Origin of the sequence: Rhodoferax saidenbachensis (assembly GCF_001955715.1) — a bacterium.
Lineage (GTDB): Bacteria > Pseudomonadota > Gammaproteobacteria > Burkholderiales > Burkholderiaceae_C > Allorhodoferax > Allorhodoferax saidenbachensis.
In genome coordinates this window covers 821563-838812 of sequence record NZ_CP019239.1, presented here as the reverse complement: position 1 = coordinate 838812, position 17250 = coordinate 821563, and the positions used below count along the sequence as shown (strand labels likewise).

Sequence of the window (17250 nt, the reverse complement as noted above, 5' to 3'; positions counted from 1 at the left end):
TTACATGGCATTTGTGTCGGGTCTGCGCACCAAACTGGCATCGTTCAGGCTGTTCACACAGCGTGTCTGGGCCTTGTCAGCGCCCTACTTCTCGTCAGAGCAGAAATGGCAGGCCCGGGGCCTGCTGCTGGCCATCATTGCGCTGAACCTCGGGCTGGTCTACATGGCCGTGTTGTTCAACGACTGGAACAAACTTTTCTACGACGCGCTGCAGGAAAAAAACGCCGCGGTGTTCTGGACGCAGTTGGGGCGTTTCACCTACATCGCATTCGCCTCCATCATCATTGCGGTCTACAAGTTTTACCTGACGCAGTTGCTGGAAATGCGCTGGCGCGCCTGGATGACTGCGCACTACCTGGAGCGCTGGCTCTCCAACCACGCGTTTTACAAGCTGGAGCTGGCGCGTTTCACCAGCCAGCCCCCGGCAGGCCAAGGCAACCCCGACAACCCGGACCAGCGTATCCAGGAGGACATCAACCAGTTCACTGGCCTCACCATCGGCCTGACCATGGGCCTGCTGAACTCGGTGGTTACGCTGGCCAGCTTTGTCGGCATTCTGTGGGTCCTGTCGGGTGGCTTTGCGTTTACCGTGCAAGGGAACGCATACAACATCCCCGGCTTCATGGTCTGGATGGCGGTGCTGTACTGCGCAGCGGGCAGCATCATCACGCACTACATCGGCCGCCCGCAGATCGCGCTGAACTTCCAGCAGCAACAGGTGGAAGCCGACTTTCGCCATCACATGATTCGGGTGCGTGAGTACAGCGAATCCATCGCCCTGGACCGTGGCGAAACCGCAGAGCGTGCCCAGCTCGACCTGCGCTTTGGCCGTGTGCTGGACAACTACCTGCGCCTGATCAAGAAGCAGAAAAGCCTGGTCTGGTTCACCAGCTTCTTTGGCCAGGCAGCGGTGGTGTTTCCGTTTATCGTGGCGGCACCGCGTTTTTTCAGCGGCGCCATCCAGCTCGGGGAGCTGATCCAGATCTCCAGCGCGTTTGGGCAGGTACAAGGCGCGCTGAGCTGGTTTGTCGACAGCTACAGCAGCCTGGCGACATGGCGCGCCACCACTGACCGCCTGACCAGTTTTGAGGCATCTTTTAGGGCCCTAGCCCGCGACAGTACTGCGCAAGCAGCTACTGATTTTGTAGCACTGGACGCGCGCGACCTGCACCTGGAGTTGCCCGGTGGCGCGGTCCTGCTGGACCAGACCACCCTGCACGCCCAGGCGGGCGACCGCGTGTTGCTGCAAGGGCCTTCGGGCAGCGGCAAGTCCACGCTGTTCCGCACACTGGCGGGCATCTGGCCCTTTGCACGCGGCACGGTGCAGCGCCCGGCCGACACCATGTTCATCCCCCAGCGCCCCTATTTCCCGAACGGCCCGCTGCGCGACGCGCTGGCCTATCCACAAACACCGGCCAGCTACACCGACGAACAACTGCGCGCCGCACTGCATGACGCCCTGCTGCCCCAGTTGGCCGACCAGTTAGACCATACGGACGCCTGGAGCCAGAAGCTCTCGGGCGGCGAGCAACAGCGCCTAGCGATTGCCCGCGTGTTGCTCAAGAAACCGAAGTGGATCTTTGCCGACGAGGCCACCAGTGCGCTGGACGAGTCCACCGAGAATTTGGTCTATAAAAGGCTTCTAGCGCAGGTGGAATCTGCGCAAGGCGCTCTTATTTCGATAGCACATCGCCCCAGCGTGGCGACTTTCCATGACCGGCGCTGGACGCTGACACCACGCCCGCACGGTGATAGCGGCGGCGCGCGCTACACGCTGACCGACGAACACCCCGCTACATAAGCCGCATGGCCGCGTGCGCGCAGCTCGCAGGCCGGGCAGGTGCCGCAGCCGTAGCCCCAAGCCTGGCGATGGCTGCGGTCACCCAGGTAGCAGGTGTGGGTGTGCTCCACGATCAGGTCCACCAGCGCCTGGCCGCCGCCGGCCACGCCTGAGGCATCGCCCAGGTCCTGGGCCAGCTTCCAGGTGGCGGCCTTGTCTATCCACATCAGTGGGGTTTCGATCAGAAAGCGTTTGTCCAGCCCCAGTGACAGGGCGAGCTGCATGGCCTTCATGGTGTCGTCACGGCAATCGGGGTAGCCCGAGTAATCGGTCTCGCACACACCAGTGACGATGACCTGCAGACCTCGGCGATAGGCCACCGCGGCAGCCAGCGTCATGAACAACAGATTGCGACCGGGCACAAAGGTATTGGGCAGACCGCTGGCTTCCAGTTCAAACGCGGTGTCGCGGGTCAGCGAGGTTTCACTGACTTCACCCAGCACCGCCAGATCCAGCAGATGGTCTTCCCCAAGTTTGGCGCCCCACTGGGGAAACTGGCGTTTGATCTCCGCAAGGACCTTCAGACGTGCATCCAGCTCTACGCTGTGGCGCTGGCGGTAGTCAAAGGCAATGGTTTCGACCCGTTCATAACGGGACAGTGCGTGGGCCAGGCAGGTAGTGGAATCCTGACCGCCGGAGAAGAGAACAAGGGCTGTGGTGTGCATACCCGCATGGTATCGCTGTGAGGTGCCAATAGCGCGTGAGCGCAAGTCCGCGCCGGGCTATCTTAAAACGGGCTTATTACTTGGAGAGGGAGCGCCCCGCGCGGCGGCGGAGCGCACAGAAAACACCTTTTAGATGTTTTCGGTCTTGGTGATCTTGCTGGGCGCGTAGACCAGCACTTCCTTGGCCAGGTCACCGGGCACCTGGCTAGGCTGCACGGGTTCGGCCGTGGTCAATTGGTTCTTCACCTGCTCGATCTGGATGGCGCTGGCACTGGCCGTCCACACCGTCTTGAGGTGGTCCATCAATACTTGTGCAATCGGCTTGGGTGGAGGGTTCTCCACTTTTTCGGGTGCCGGACGGTGGATGGTCCAGTCTTTGGGGGCTGTGGCGGCTTCGGAACCGCGTTTGCCGGGATCCGACACACTGGTATGCGCCGCCTCACCCTCGGATATCTTGAGTGCCGGGTTGACCAGATCCACCACACCCGGCTTTTGGGTCTCCAGTGGGGGGCTGACTTTGACCGACGGATTGACCGGTGCGACCGGTATCACCTTGTTTGCCCCAGACGAAGCCAAATCTGCGCCGGCGGGGCGCACATTTGGGGTTCGATCAATGGATGGCAGTTGCATTTTGCATAAGGGCTTGGGGCCCCTCCGGTGACTTTTAGCTGTTGACGTACGTTTCTTAACGGCAGATTTAGGGGCTAATTTAGGCCTATTTTTAAAATAATTGAAAAAAACTGCGGTGAAACCCGGTTTTTGGACGCCAAATTTGCACCCATTTGGTGCAAAACCAGCCTGCCAGGCCTGCTGGCTACTAAACGCGAATCAAGCTATCGCTGGCAGCTTGAACCGTCCGATCAGCGCCCCCAGCACAGCGGCCTGCTCGCGCATGGAGCTAGCGGCAGCGGCGCTTTGCTCCACCAGGGCGGCGTTTTGCTGGGTCACCTGCTCCAGCTCCGACACCGCGCTGTTCACCTGCTGCATATCGTCACTTTGCTCGGCACTGGTAGCCGTGATTTCGCCAATGATGCCGGACACACTTTGCACCGATTTCACGATCTCCTGCATGGTCTGGCCGGCCGTGTCCGCCAGTTGGCTGCCGGTTTCCACATTCGCCACCGAGGCGCCAATGAGGCTCTTGATCTCCTTGGCTGCCTCAGCCGAGCGCCCGGCCAGGCTGCGCACCTCGCTGGCCACCACGGCGAAGCCACGGCCCTGCTCGCCAGCCCGCGCCGCCTCTACCGCAGCGTTGAGTGCCAGGATGTTGGTCTGGAAAGCGATACCGTCGATCACACCAATGATGTCGACAATCTTGCGCGAAGAGGCGTTGATCTCGTGCATGGTGCTCACCACCTGGGCCACTGAAGCGCCGCCGCGGTCGGCCACTGCGAAAGCCTCGCCCGCCAGTGCGTTGGCCTGGCGGGCCGAGTCCGCCGACTGGCGCACCGAACCACTCAAATGGCCCATGCTGGAGGCCGCGCGCTGCAGGTTGGAGGCGGTTTGTTCGGTGCGGTCTGACAGATCCTGGTTGCCGTGGGCAATCTCGGCGCTGGCCACGCCAATACTGGCAGTGGACTTGTGCACCTGCCCCACCAGTTGCGCCAGCGAGTCCACCATATGGGCCAGGGAGCGCATCACCTCACCCATCTCGTCTGCGCGCTGGGTGTTTATCTTCACGCTCAGGTCACCGTCACCAATGGACTTGGCGATGGCCACGACCTGGTCCAACGGATCACACACATTGCGCTGCAACAAGCGCGTGCCAAAGACCACCAGCAGGATGATCACCGCCATGATGCCGGCCACACTCCACACCGTTTGCAGGCGTTCGGCACCGGCCTTGGTGCGCAGGGCCTTGGCGCCCTCTTCACTGAGTTGCACCAGCTTTTTCTGCGCGGCCGAAAAGGCGGCAAGCTGGGCCTTGGTGTCTCCCTGCACATGGGTGAACACCGACTGCATATTGCCCGCTGCCTTGAGCTCCTGCGCCTTGGCAAGGGAACGTGCCAGCGCTGCGGCACTGGCTTTTACGTCATCGAGTGCCGCACGCTCCTGCGGGCTTTGCAGGATTTCTTCCAGCTTTTTCTGGATTTTTTCCATCTCCTGCATTTCCGCGTCCTGCCCCGATTGCAAGTACTGCGCGGCAGCGACGTCTGCATTGATGGCGGCCCCCATGCCACGCACGGCCTGCACTTCGGCCAGTCCACGCCAGCGGGAACTCAACTCCAGCTTGCTTTGCTGCTCGGACTGTTCTGCCACGGTCACCGCTTGGGAGCGGATGGTGCGGACCGCAGAACCGATTGACATGGCCACCAGCCCAATACTGACTGCGATGGCGGGCATCCATATTTTGAAAGCGATGCTGAAAGGCTTCATGCCTGTGGTCTCCTGCGGTACTTGAATGTGCTTTGGGCCTGCGGTGAACATTGCCACCGCAGGCCCAAAAGAGTATCCGGCTTCTTCCAAGTCGGTCAAACACTATCAACACCGCAAAAACCCTTAGATCCCTTGTCACAAGGGATCTGGCCGCAGACGGCTTACTGTGCAGCGGCGGGCTTGGTGCCCTTCATCTCCACGTCCACACGGCGATCCGGTTGCAGACAGGCGATGAGCTTGGCATTCAGGGGGCCCTTGCAATCCGCCAGTTGGGTTACAGGCTGGGTTTCTCCCAAGCCGCTGGCGCTGATGCGATTCGCTGGAATGTTCTTCTCGACCAGATAAGACTTCACTTCATTGGCCCGGCGTTCGGACAACTTCTGGTTGTAGGCGGCACTGCCAATGCGGTCTGCATGACCGGTCACTTCGATGGTGTCGTAGTTGACACCCTTGAGCTGGACGGCCAGGTCATCCAGCATGGTCTTGCCTTCTGGTTTGAGTGCTGCTTTGTCAAAAGCAAACAGCGCGTCGGCCGAGAAGCTCGTGCGTTGCGACATGGGCATCATCACGGGCGGTGGTACGGCCACTGGTGCAGGGGCTGCTTGTGCAACCTGCTCCGCTGGCGCGGCAGACATGCGCTTGATCACGGGGTCACATGGCTCCACGGCCATAGCCGGAGTCCATTCGCTGGTGTGCCAGCATTGGTTAGGTGTTGCGCTGCCAACAACGCGTCCGACGCTATCCACCAGGTAACCCTGGTTGGGATAACTTTGCGCCACGGCGGCGACTGGCATCAGTGCGGCCATGGCCAGAGCGGAAAAAATAAGTTTGCTGGTAGTTTGCATGGTGGGTACTCCTTGAGGGTTTAAAAAAGTGACGCGCTTGCTTGATCTGCTTCACGTCCACACCCTGAGAATATGCAGCGCGCACCGTGCAGTCTGTGCGCCAGGCAACACTCGCACCAGATCTTCTGGCCTTCGAAAAAACGTGTGCCAACGCACAGACCTCTGCGGTCAACGGGGAGAAAGTCTCCTCTACCGCCACAACCCTGTGGCTTCTTTCAAGGAGCAATTCACATGAACACCCGTATTGGTACTTTTATCCTGAGCACTGCACTGGTCGGCGTTTCGGCGCTCACGCTCGTGGGCTGCGAAAAAACCACGCCCGCGATGGCCGCACCAGCAGCCGAGACCACCGTGGGTACCGAAATCGATGACACGGTGATCACCAGCAGCGTCAAGTCCGCCCTGCTGGCCGATGCTGACATCCGCAGTTTTGATTTCAAGGTAGAGACCCGCAAAGGCGAAGTCCTGCTCAGTGGCTTTGTCGACAACCAGGCCCAGGTGGACCGCGCCACGGCAGCCACCCGCACCGTGTCGGGCGTCAAGAACGTTCAGAACAACGTGACCCTGCGCAACACGCCCACTACGGTCGGCAACAAGATCGACGCCAGCATCATTACCAGCAAGGTCAAGGCCGCACTGCTCGCGGACACACGGGTCAAGAGTTTTGATATTGCCGTCGTCACCCGCCAGGACGAAGTCCAGCTCAGCGGTTTTGTGAACAACCAGGATCAGATCGACCGGGCGATTGAAGTGACACGCGCGGTAGAGGGCGTGCGCACCGTCACCAACGAAATGCGCATCAAGCAGTAAATGCGCTGTTGCGGCCGCTGCCGGACTCAGGTCTGGCGGTGGCGCACGTCGCTGAGCAGGCGGGACAGTTCTTTCTTGACCACGCCATAACATTCGCAGGCGTGTGTCTCCAGCCCCTTACGGTCCAGCACACCGATGTGCCCGCGCCGATAACGGATGTAGCCCAAGTCTTGCAGTTTGCCCGCCGCTTCGGTCACGCTTTCGCGGCGCACACCCAGCATGCTGGCCACCAACTCCTGTGTCATCACCAGTTCACGCAGTGGCACCCGGTCCATGGTCAACAACAACCAGCGGCACAGTTGCTGCTCCACAGAATGGTGGCGGTTGCACACGGCAGACTGCGCCATCTGGGTCATCAGTGCCTGGGTGTAACGCAACAGCAATTGCTGCAATGCCCCGGCCCGGTTGAACTCGCGCAACAGCAGACTGCGCTCCAGCCGATAAGCATGGCCTGCGGTTTGCACCACGGCCGAACTGGACGTGGTGTCGCCCCCCATGTAGAGCGAAACACCCAGCACACCTTCGTTCCCCACACCCGCTGTTTCTGCCGACGCACCAGACTCGGTGACGTAGTGCAGCGACACGATGGACGTGGTGGGAAAGTAGGCGTGGCGCAATTGGGTTCCGGGCTCGTACAGCATCTGCCCCAACGGCAGGGGCACCAGCTCCAGATCAGCAGAGAAAGAAGCCAAGTCGGCGGGCAACAGCGCCGCCAGCAAATAATTGTGTTCAGGACTGTGGAGTGCAGACATGGTGGCCTATTCCTGATGGGATGCAAGCGGCCGCGAAGCCCCCTCAACCCCGATCCCACGGTAGCCCAGGAAGCGGCTGTTCTCGCTGAACATGGGCTCGCCACTCACACGAAACTGCTGCTGTGACCCATCCGCGTTGACCCGGTGCAGCAGAAAGTCCAGAAAAGGCTCACGCGCGGCAATGGTGGCGCGCAAAGCGTCACGCTCGGACGCATTCCACCCCCCCGATAACGCACTGCGCTTGCCTGCGGTGTTGTCTGCCACCTGCACACCCAGCATCTCCAGCACGGGACCCGACACCTTGGTAAAACCACCGGCTTCGTCCTGTTCCCAGTACCAGTCCGATGCCAGCTCGGTCAGGCTGCGGTAACGCGCCTCGCTCTGGCGCAGCTCGGCCGTGCGCTCCTGCACGGTCTGTTCCAGTATCTTGTTGAAACCGGCAAGCTTTTTGTACAGCAGGCGCACTTCCAGCATGTTGTGGATGCGCGTCTTCACCTCCACCAGATCGAATGGCTTGGCCACGAAATCCTTGGCACCCGACTGCAGCGCACGCAATTTGTGCCCCGGCTGGGCGGTGAGCACGATGACGGACAGGTAATCGTCATTCGCCTCGGCCTTGAGTGCATCCATGACCTCAAAGCCATCCATCACCGGCATCTGCAAGTCCAGCAGGATCAGGTCGTAGTGGTGCTCACGGTGCAAGGCCACCACGTCCTGCGGCCGGGTGGTCGATGTGACGTGGGTGTAGCCCACGCCCTGCAGCAATTGTTCCAGCAAGAGCACATTGGCGTCCTGGTCATCTACGATCAGGATGCTGGCATTGAGTATGTCGATGGTGTCGGCAGGCATGGGGCTTCCTTCAGTCATGGAGCGTGGGGTTGTGTTGGGCTGCGAGTTCCAGCGCCAGGTCCAGTGCATTCATGAACTCGGCAATCTTGATGGGTTTGGTGAGGTAGCGGAAAAAGCCGACTTCCAGGCCCTTTTCAATATCACGCGGCATGGCATTGGCGCTGAGTGCCAGTACCGGTATGTGTTGGGTAGAGAAGTCTTCCTGCAGGATTTTCAAAGCCTGCGTACCGCTGATGCCCGGCAAATTGATGTCCATCAGAATCACATCCGGCAGATGCGTGCGCGCCAGTGCCACACCCCGTGTACCGTCCCGCGCACTGAGCAGACGAATATCAGGACGGCGTGCAATCAGCTGTGCCACCAGTTCCATATTGGCCTGGTTGTCTTCCACATACAGCAGGGTGCGCACCTGAGCGCCGTCGGGCACGCGCGACAGTGGCAACTCCGTGGGCGCATGGGCATCAAACACCAACTGGGGAGGCTCTGCCAGATTCAACTCAACCCAGAAGACGCTGCCCACTCCCAGGGTGCTGTGCGCACCGATGGCGCCCCCCATCAGCTCCACGAGACGTTTGCTGACCACCAGCCCGATGCCAGTGCCCTCTTCCACACTGGCTTCCTGACCCAGCCGGTTGAAGGGTTGGAACAACTGCGCAATCTTGGGTGGCGACAAGCCCTCACCGGTGTCGCGCACGCTGATGCGGACATGGTGCGCGTCGGTGTCTGTATCGCAGGTGACCTCGACCGATCCGTTCGGACGGTTGTACTTGATGGCGTTCGTCAGCAGATTGACCACCACCTGCTTCACGCGGGTGCGGTCCGCCTCGACAAACCGGGGAGCGTCAAACTGCGGGAAGCGCATCTGGATGCCCCGCTTTTGCGCCTGCGGCTCAATCATGGTCTGGCAATCTCGCAGCACGTCGGGCAGCGAGATGGGCTCCATGGACATGGAGAGCTTGCCCGACTCGATCAGCGCCAGATCCAGAATCTCGTTGATCAGCTCCAACAGATACCAGCCGGCCCGAAGAATCTGGTCGATGTTGGCCTGCTGTGTCGGCGTAGGCAGTGGCGTACCCGATTCCATCAACTGGGCAAACCCCAGAATGGCGTTGAGCGGTGAGCGCAGTTCATGGCTCATGCTGGACAGGAAGTCGGACTTGGCCAGATTCGCCTTGTCCGCCGTTTTACGGGCTGCTTCCAGCTCAATGTTTTTGGCCTGCAGCACCTGGTCCAGCCGTGCCCGCTCGGCTTCGATACGCATGCGTGCTGTGTTGTCGGTGCCTATCAGCAAATAACCAATGATGGTGTTGCTGTCATCGCGCAACGCTGTCACTGATACCACCGCCGGGAAACGGCTGCCGTCCTTGCGGATATAGGTGAGCTCGTAGATGTCTTCAATACCACGCGAAGCCTTGAACACCAAGGCCTCAAAACCGGGCGTGATTTCCGTTTCCAGCTCCACGCTCAGGCTCTTGGCCCGGGCCACCACTTCCTGGGGGTCCGATATCTCGGCCGGCGTGATCTTGTTCACCACCTCCGCAGCGGTGTAACCCAGCATGCGCTCGGCCCCCACATTAAAAATCTGGATCACGCCCTGGGCATCTGTGGCAATGCTGGAGAAATTGGCGCTGTTGAAAATGGCGCTCTGCAGCGCCCCGGACTTGTTCAGTGCATCCGCACGCTGCACATGCAGGGCATTGCGTTGCGCCAATTCACGGTTTTGGTAGAACACATACAGCGCCAGCCCGGAAGCCAGTGCGCCCCAACATGCCAGCGCAGCCTGGGAAAACGGAAAGAAGGCAAACGCGATACCCGCCAGAATAAGGAAAAATGCCGCCGCCAGTTTGGCAACGGTCGAATGGGTGGTTTTCAAGGGGGCCTTACCGTGGCATGCGCCACTGAGGAGAAACCATAGGCAAGGATTTGCGAAACGCGAAGCCTCTTATACGCGCATCTGCTGCGTCGTGCCCGGTGAGAGTAGGCCCTTGCCTCGTATTTGCTGTGTGCGCCAGACCACATAACTCGCAATTGGGCATCAAATCAGGCTGCAGCCCTTATTCAATATGCGCAAGCAGCTCTCAATTTAATAGCAAATAAATCTTTCCGTTATGTGCACAGGCGCACAGAACACAGCGCATCACGGGCAAACAATGGGCTTTCAGCCGTGGTGGCGCGCCTTGTGCCCCACACCTTGTTTTCCGTTTTCGCATTGGAGAAACCATCATGAAATTTGCACAACGTGTTTCAGCCTGTCTGCCCGCTCTGCTGCTCGTCTCTGCTGTGGCCCTGAGTGGTTGCGCCGGAATGACCCAGCAGGAGAAAGGCACCGCAGCCGGTGCCGTGATCGGCGGCGTGGTCGGCAATGCCATGTGCGGCGGTGTGTTGTGCACCGGCGCAGGTGCGGCAGTCGGCGGTGTTATTGGCCACGAAGCGACCAAGAAGTAACAGCCGCCCCACGTCGGGGCGAGGCCGCTCTTCAGGCCACGTAGGGCAGCAACGCCTTGGCAGCCTCAATCCTGTCGCTTAGCAAAACGGCAGGATCATTCATCACCTGTGTCAAAAACTCTTTGGGGCTTGTGGTCCCCGTGTTGTAAGCCGATGGCACCGTGGCGCGTGCCTTGGGTTCGCTCGCAGAGGCGTTGGTTGGCGCCTCCGCTTGACGCAAGGTACCGCGCAAGCGACTGAGCACATCGCGGAACTGCACCAATTTCATCGACTTCAGTCGCGAAAGAATGTCCGCCTGTTGGTCCTGGTTGGGCGGTATGTCCAGCCAGGGCTCCTCTCCGAATACAGAGGCCAGATCCGGACTCACGAATGCAGACCAGTTGCCGGTGTTCTCGTGGATAGCGGGGACTTCCTTTGCATGAACAACGATTCCGCTGACAGCTGATGCGCTCGATGGATACAGACGAATCCGTTTGGCAGGTACAGCGCTGAGGTACTTCCCTTGCAGTGCGGTCAGGAACGCAGTGGCGTCTGCGGCACTTACCGGCTCCGCCACTGAGAACCACAACTGCAACCCGTCTGTTCCTGAAACTGCAATAGCCGCAGCAGGCAGTTCCAGCTCGTGCTGCATGGCGTGCCATACGGTGGACAGCTCTGCCCAGTCCGCAGGCCGCGCGACCTCAAGCACCATCGCTTTGACGCTGCCATCTGCAGCGACCAGACGCCCTTGCGCAGGGGACGTAGCGTCAGGCACAAGGTACAGGCGAGAGAATTCTGCGTTGAAGCGGCTCATGGATTTCTGCTCGAATTAGTGCGTTGGAAATAATCGTCTCAAGATTGGCGACAATATAGGCCTGACTGAATACTTAGTCAGATAACAAAAGGAAATCGAATCAAATGGCAACTGCAAAAAAAGTGGCTCCTAAAGCCGCGGTGACTCTCAAGAAAACTGCCGCGCCCGTAAAGGCCAAAAAGGTCGTTGTGTCCAAGGAAGCGAAAACCATTGCCCGTCTCACGGCCAATATCGCAAAGCTGACCGAACGCAAAAACAAGATCTCTGCCGAAATCAATGCACTGCGTGATCAACGCGCTGCACTGAAGGTCGCGCCCGTGGCAGCCCCCAAGGCCAAAGCAGCCGCCAAGCCTGCGGCAAAAGCCCCAGCCAAGGCACCTGCAAAGGCTCCCGCCAAGAAGGCCAAGGTAGCCGCCAAGAAGTAATCGCCCAGCGATTGCGCAAAACAACAAGGGCCCCAGTTGGGGCCCTTGTCATTGGCGCTCAAAAAGCAGTCAGCCGCACTTGGGGTCACACACGGCTTGGGACTTGCCAATGAATTTGCGGGATTTCAATTCACTACGGGGACGATGCTTGCCACACAGGAAGCAGGACATCGTGGCGGCGCCCGGATTGGAGGCCGTCAGGAATGGAGATCCTCCGACTTTGGACTTGTAGCGCAATCCGTCTTCCAGGATCTTGGTTTTGTCTGCAGGTTTACTCATACCCCGATTTTACGTTGCCGTGGCCCGGATACTGCTTGCGTGCAGAAACGGTACCGTCAAACAGCCTTGTTAGTATGGGACCGGCTTTTGAATTAACCCGAGAGGTGATACCGAATGCAGCCTATGTCTCCGCCGACCAGTGTGAGTGCCGCGCCCGAAAATACCGGCCACGGCTTGCGGGAGTCCGCGCACTTTCGCTTCTGTTCTGGCAGGTGCCAAGGTGATCGCCCCCCGGAGGGAGGCGTCGAGCTGGCGCCCGGCCGGTGGCGTTGCAACAGCTGCTGGATGGAAATGGCCAGAAAGCGGAGCTAATAATCCGCGCAATTAAAGTCGAAAACAGCACCCTAGGCTTCATGCGGGTTTGCGGCGTACCTATTTGGCAACACCACAAATTAAAGTCGAAAACAACTTTTTCGCATCTAGTCATCGGAGGTGATGCTGACAGAGCATTTCATCTCAGAGGTGAAACTTCAGAGTCAGGACCCTGGGCGGAGTACCAACAGCCGCAGTGGGCCAGAAGCGGGCCTTGAAGAATGACTGCTTCCAGGCGGAGCGACCGGTGCATCCCTGGTGGTGATTGGCAAGTCACTCAACCATAAGGACCCAGCGGCCACGGCAATCTATGCGCGGCTAGACATGGACCCGGTTCGAGATTCAATGACTACAGCAGCTTCTGCAATGTTTGAAGCCGCTGGGCTCAAGCAAAAGGGAGAAGTGATCGCCCTACCCGGTCACAAAATGCGTAAAAAAAATACGGGATAGCTCCCGGCAAAGGCATTTGCCACTTGGGCATTCTTAGTCAATTGCGTCGGACCTTGAGCTGTCCCTAGGCAAATTCGAGCGTCCCGTAGAAAGCCCTAGGTCTTATCTGGAGGAGCAACTTCAGGTGTCGCGGCATGGTCCTGAAAATTAACTCCAGGAAGGGTTAATGGACCATATTCCATCCGAGCGGTTAAATTGGTCACGAGTTCTCTCGTCGCGCCGTATGCGATTGCCAAGCCATTAACCGTTGCCAAGTCTTCTCTACGCGCGGCAGAAAGTTTTGGATTGATTTCTACGAATGCTACGAGTTCAATGTCTAGCTTGTACGGGCAAATCTTACCCTCTTCATTTCTCACACGCACAACTAATGAAAGCATGAAACTCGAAGGTTCATCACCTTGGCTTTGATCAACTCCAAGCGCAGTTTCAACCTCCAATTTGACACCATCCCATTGGAAATTTTTAGGGTCAATCGTTGTGTCCGTGTTCCCATCGGCATCCAAGTGCGCCTCGACACCAACACGTCGATAGATGATTGACTTCGTCTGAATTGGGCTAGCTTGCATACTAATTAGGCTGCCAGGACCAAGGAGTCATCCTTCAAACGTTTCATGCTGTGGACATTCACGGCAGGACCTGGCCAACGCGAGCCGACGCTTCGATCCAAGCCATGGAATCCAACCTCTCGCTGTACACGTGTAAGTCTGATGTCGAGGTTTATTTCCGCTTGATCTGCGAGCGCGCCAACCCCTTCCAATCTGGCCTGCACTGGAACGAATGTGACATTTGGGACATAACCCAGTGCCCACCCCATTTTCACAAGAGTCTCGAGAGTTGGATTGTTTGTTCCGCTCAATGCTCGGCTAACTTGAGGTGCCTTGACGCCGAGCTTTTCAGCGTATTTCTCTTGAGTGAGATTGGCCATTTTGAGGTGATCTTGGAGTTGAGAGGCAACGCCGAGTTTTACCCTGCTGATCCAATAGTTCTCTGTGAGCCTGGCTTTTGCGATAGCTGCTTTGAGTTTTGACAATTTATTCTCCTTGCGAGGTTACTACTGCAATCGTGTTGGCCACTGCTGCGGCCTCATAAAGTGATTTGAGTCTCTTTAGATCAGTTGCAAGAGGCTTGGGGGTTGTATTACTTTTCTTCATCACCGCTTTGGCGAGTACGGCTACCCGTTGTCCTTGACCATAAAACCAATGGACTCGCAAGCTATTGACCTTGAACTCAAAGATTCGCTCGCCAGACACAGATTCTTTGCTTCTGGAGGTTCCAATCCATCGCCTTGGTCCTTCTGCATCAAACACAATGTTCTCAAGGAGTGCCAGCATTTCCGTGGCTGCTTCACTTGAGGGCCCACTAAGAAGTCCACACAAGTAATCTTCTACTTGGCATTGACCCTGCCCATCGCAAAGCGCGTATAGGGTCCAAACTGCGGTGCGCCCGGTAAAAGCATCTTGATCCCCGAATGGAAGTTTGCGTACATGCATGAATCTTAACTTTAAAGTTAACTACTTCAATTAGGGATTGTGCTTAAGCCATGTAAAAAATATGGCAATTGGTCAAAAAACGTTGCCGAAGTCAAACGGGGATCATCTTAACCAGAAAGTTGACTGTAATTAACGACAGTAGCGCTCAGCTTAGCATTGGCTGGGTTCGAGTCCAAGATCATTGCAACACCCCTGTGGATAACTTAGTTGCCATAAAGGAAAGTTGCGGTGCTCGTCCGCCCAGGTGGAGATGCTGGCAAGTGTTTGTCCTGGCTCTAGCGTCAGCAGGCGATCCACTTCCTTTCTGGCAGAAGGCGTGAGCTTGCCCTTTGCCCAGGCATCGCGGTACGTGGGCGCCTTTGCCATGCGCTCACTGCGGGCGTTGTTGGTGCTCAGCCGCTTGCCGTCATAAATCCCGTCGCGGTTATTGGCGAACGGTGGAATCAGACCCCATTGCGCTATATGTCAGCAGAGAATCATCCTGTGCACTCTGAAGTACAAAAACAATTGCACCTCCACTCTTGCGGCCAACGATCAGAGCCTGTCTATTCTTGGTAGGGCCAACGTGGATCAAATTTGGCTGGAAATATCTGCTCGAAGTGGATCAGTTTTCAACGGAAACGAAACGCCAAAGCGGCTTGCCCCTACGCACGAGACTGATTATTCGCACCAAAACCACCGCCGTTTCGCATAGCAAGAACACCAGTCTTTCGCATTTCAAATACACCGCGGATCACCATCGCTGGCACCGATGGCTATTGATATGGATCAATATTCGATTTGGGCCAGAAGAAGTCATTGATGAATGTCAGCTATCAGGCCCACCCTTCTTCAATTGGTCTCAATATCCCCCGGATGGGGGATACACAATTACATGATTCCCGGTTATCTTGCTGTTTGAAAGAGGTACCCGGCACTGAGTTGACAACAACGACAGAAATGCCTCTGCTTGCAAGCCAACTTCAGAGAGATTAAATGGCCAGCGTATCGAACACCCACCAGTTCATCGAGCAGGTTTTGCTTTAAGCATTACGTTAAAACCCATGTCCATGGTTTCCACCAAGTGTGCTGAACAAATGATCTTGCGTGCGATCCTGGGATTGAGCGTGGCGATTATTGCCTTCAGCGTATACGAGTTTCTTTCGCAGGTGCGATTCATTGACTCCGCCCAGACTGCGCGAGGCCGGGTGGTCGCTGTACATGGCGCCACTTCGAGCAAACTGCAACCCGAGATCGAATTCACCACCAAGCAAGGCGAGGCTGTTTCATTCATTCGGGCTTTTCGTGGAAGTGCCGTTGACGTGCCGGCAGTTGGCTCGTCGGTGGAAGTTCTGTATTCGGCCGATGCACCTTCGGGTGCCGTTGAAAACTCCTTCCTTGCTCTTTGGGGCTCTACCTGCATTGCCGCAGCATTGGGGTTGAGCGGTCTGTTGGGTTCACTGGTAGTGCTCTTTCTGGCGCGGCGCGGAGGTACCTATGAGTTCTAACTGGTCGGTCCAGAGGCGACGTCCTAGGGCCGCGCCTAGCCTCTAACTTTAGAAGTCACATGCTATTACGTCGCGCATTCGTCTCGAGCATCACCCTGGCCGCGGTCTTACTGTCATCAAGCGCCTTTGCGCAAAGCACCCCCCAGACTCTATTGATTGGGACATGGCGCCACACAGTCCTCATTAGAAAAATAGGCGATCAAGCATTGGAGCCGCAACGGATGGCTGGAGACTCGTACCTTGAGTTCAAGTCTGACGGAACTTGGAGTAGTACAGCGCCGTACAACAAGTCTGCCGGAACCTACAAGTGGTTGGATCAAGAGCGAATCGAGACGACCGTGGTTGCATCGGGGCTTTTGATGCAAATTGGTCTTGTGTTCGTGGGGCAAATTCGGGTCGATGAGAATAGATTGAATTTGATTAGAGTTCAAACTGTTGAGGAGAGTACCAAGTTTCTGACTCCAGTGAAGCCGGGATCTCCGCCGTATCCGAATGTCATGCTCACATCAATCTTCACACGGGTTGGAGAACGATGATTTCTAACTTGTCAATTGACACAGACCAACAACAGCAGAGGGCGGCTTTGCCGAAAAGTGTTGTTGTCCGGTCAACTTCACATTAGATATCAAGGAGCGTATGCGCCCTCATCGAACCGCCAGCGGAACAATTTTTTCGCTCGCTTGGTTGGCGATAGTCGCCTATTTGGTCCTGCGCGATCCGACGGCTACAGCCAAGATGACGCCAAATGAATGGGGTGACTTCCTTGCTGGATGCTTTGCGCCCCTTGCTTTCTTATGGCTTGTTCTTGGCTATTTGCAGCAAGGGGATGAACTCAGGTTAAGCACTGATGCCTTACGTCTTCAGGCCGAGGAACTAAAAAACTCCGTTGAACAGCAACGTGCATTGGTTGAAGTCTCTCGACTTCAGGTTGAGAGTGAGAGAGAAGCTCTCGCGTTTGAAAGAAGTCTGCGGGAGGATCTTTCTCAACCCAAGTTCCGAGTCGAGGGCGGTGGAGGGGCATTCCGCGGGGATGGTCAATCCACATACAACGCGACCTTCATCAACGTGGGCCATGATGCCACGGCGGTCTACGCCGAGATTCTGTTGCCCGACGGGTTTCGCCAAAGCCTCCTGAATCAGGCTCTCTTCAGTAAGGGCGAACAGTATTCGACTCACATTACGATGACGAGCCGGTTCCCCCACACACAGGGCACGTTACTTGTCAGGTTTGTTGATGGACTTGGACGTTCAGTTGAACAGCAGTTCTCAGTAGCACTGATCGACCAAACGGATCATTCAGGTCTGAAGTTCGAGCGAATTGAGGCCTAACTGGACTGCATCCGGTACGGACAAACCCGACCTATCAAACGTGAGTGACTGCTTTCCAGGGGTCCAAGCGACCGCTGTGGGTCGACAGCTGCGGGCCACTTCC

18 protein-coding genes are annotated in these 17250 nt (G+C 57.4%); 6 read left to right on the top strand and 12 right to left on the bottom strand.

Translation table 11 applies throughout. The features are described from left to right. Positions 1-4 precede the first annotated feature (4 nt). Positions 5-1801, top strand: coding sequence for an ABC transporter ATP-binding protein/permease (locus tag RS694_RS04025; protein ID WP_029707061.1), 1797 nt, complete (start codon positions 5-7; stop codon positions 1799-1801). On the opposite strand, the gene queC is transcribed toward RS694_RS04025, so the two are convergent. From queC to RS694_RS04005, 4 genes are all read right to left on the bottom strand, one after another. Next, positions 1768-2505, bottom strand: coding sequence for a 7-cyano-7-deazaguanine synthase QueC (gene queC, locus RS694_RS04020; protein ID WP_029707060.1), 738 nt, complete (start codon positions 2503-2505; stop codon positions 1768-1770). The genes RS694_RS04025 and queC overlap by 34 nt on opposite strands. Before the next feature lie 129 nt (positions 2506-2634). Further along, positions 2635-3135 carry a hypothetical protein gene (locus tag RS694_RS04015; RefSeq protein ID WP_152528798.1) on the bottom strand — a complete coding sequence of 167 codons (501 nt, stop codon included), beginning with the start codon at positions 3133-3135 and terminating at the stop codon, positions 2635-2637. Between the two features lie 198 nt (positions 3136-3333). Next, positions 3334-4881, bottom strand: a complete 1548-nt coding sequence (locus RS694_RS20980) for a methyl-accepting chemotaxis protein (protein ID WP_029707058.1) — start codon at positions 4879-4881, stop codon at positions 3334-3336. A 161-nt stretch (positions 4882-5042) separates the two neighbouring features. Beyond that, a complete protein-coding gene (locus RS694_RS04005; protein ID WP_029707057.1) occupies positions 5043-5726 on the bottom strand; it encodes an OmpA family protein in 684 nt (227 codons plus the stop codon). A gap of 231 nt (positions 5727-5957) precedes the next feature. Between RS694_RS04005 and RS694_RS04000 the strand changes: the two genes are divergently transcribed. Further along, positions 5958-6536, top strand: coding sequence for a BON domain-containing protein (locus tag RS694_RS04000; RefSeq protein ID WP_029707056.1), 579 nt, complete (start codon positions 5958-5960; stop codon positions 6534-6536). Positions 6537-6562: 26 nt separating this feature from the next. On the opposite strand, the gene RS694_RS03995 is transcribed toward RS694_RS04000, so the two are convergent. Genes RS694_RS03995 through RS694_RS03985 form a run of 3 tightly spaced genes read right to left on the bottom strand, consistent with a single transcriptional unit; the run spans position 6563 to position 9824 of the window. Next, positions 6563-7288, bottom strand: coding sequence for a Crp/Fnr family transcriptional regulator (locus RS694_RS03995; RefSeq protein WP_029707055.1), 726 nt, complete (start codon positions 7286-7288; stop codon positions 6563-6565). A gap of 6 nt (positions 7289-7294) precedes the next feature. Then, positions 7295-8155 carry a response regulator gene (locus RS694_RS03990; RefSeq protein WP_241463953.1) on the bottom strand — a complete coding sequence of 287 codons (861 nt, stop codon included), beginning with the start codon at positions 8153-8155 and terminating at the stop codon, positions 7295-7297. Then, a complete protein-coding gene (locus RS694_RS03985; RefSeq protein ID WP_241463957.1) occupies positions 8148-9824 on the bottom strand; it encodes a PAS domain-containing hybrid sensor histidine kinase/response regulator in 1677 nt (558 codons plus the stop codon). Before RS694_RS03985 ends, RS694_RS03990 begins: the two co-directional genes overlap by 8 nt. Before the next feature lie 536 nt (positions 9825-10360). Between RS694_RS03985 and RS694_RS03980 the strand changes: the two genes are divergently transcribed. Then, positions 10361-10582 (top strand): glycine zipper 2TM domain-containing protein, encoded by a 222-nt coding sequence (locus tag RS694_RS03980; RefSeq protein WP_051391809.1) that lies wholly within the window; start codon positions 10361-10363, stop codon positions 10580-10582. A 31-nt stretch (positions 10583-10613) separates the two neighbouring features. Here RS694_RS03980 and RS694_RS03975 read toward each other — a convergent pair whose 3' ends face one another. Beyond that, complete coding sequence (locus RS694_RS03975) at positions 10614-11375, bottom strand: hypothetical protein (RefSeq protein WP_029707051.1); 762 nt, start codon at positions 11373-11375, stop codon at positions 10614-10616. A gap of 104 nt (positions 11376-11479) precedes the next feature. On the opposite strand from RS694_RS03975, the gene RS694_RS03970 reads away from it, so the two are divergent. After that, entirely contained in the window at positions 11480-11800 is a 321-nt protein-coding gene (locus RS694_RS03970; protein WP_037247045.1) for a hypothetical protein, read from the top strand. Between the two features lie 69 nt (positions 11801-11869). Here the strand turns inward: RS694_RS03970 and RS694_RS03965 are convergent, their stop codons facing one another. From RS694_RS03965 to RS694_RS20405, 4 genes are all read right to left on the bottom strand, one after another. Beyond that, positions 11870-12079, bottom strand: coding sequence for a hypothetical protein (locus RS694_RS03965; protein ID WP_029707049.1), 210 nt, complete (start codon positions 12077-12079; stop codon positions 11870-11872). An 857-nt stretch (positions 12080-12936) separates the two neighbouring features. Further along, the gene (locus tag RS694_RS20410) at positions 12937-13407 is read right to left on the bottom strand and encodes a protein-export chaperone SecB (protein ID WP_037247042.1); all 471 of its coding nucleotides are present in this window, start codon (positions 13405-13407) and stop codon (positions 12937-12939) included. 5 nt (positions 13408-13412) lie between these two features. Next, positions 13413-13871, bottom strand: a complete 459-nt coding sequence (locus tag RS694_RS03955; protein ID WP_076069354.1) for a helix-turn-helix domain-containing protein — start codon at positions 13869-13871, stop codon at positions 13413-13415. A 1-nt stretch (position 13872) separates the two neighbouring features. Continuing rightward, a complete protein-coding gene (locus tag RS694_RS20405) occupies positions 13873-14331 on the bottom strand; it encodes a hypothetical protein (protein ID WP_152528797.1) in 459 nt (152 codons plus the stop codon). A gap of 1043 nt (positions 14332-15374) precedes the next feature. On the opposite strand from RS694_RS20405, the gene RS694_RS03950 reads away from it, so the two are divergent. Further along, entirely contained in the window at positions 15375-15818 is a 444-nt protein-coding gene (locus tag RS694_RS03950) for a DUF3592 domain-containing protein (RefSeq protein ID WP_029707045.1), read from the top strand. A 636-nt stretch (positions 15819-16454) separates the two neighbouring features. After that, complete coding sequence (locus tag RS694_RS03940) at positions 16455-17147, top strand: hypothetical protein (protein ID WP_051391808.1); 693 nt, start codon at positions 16455-16457, stop codon at positions 17145-17147. Positions 17148-17250 lie beyond the last annotated feature (103 nt).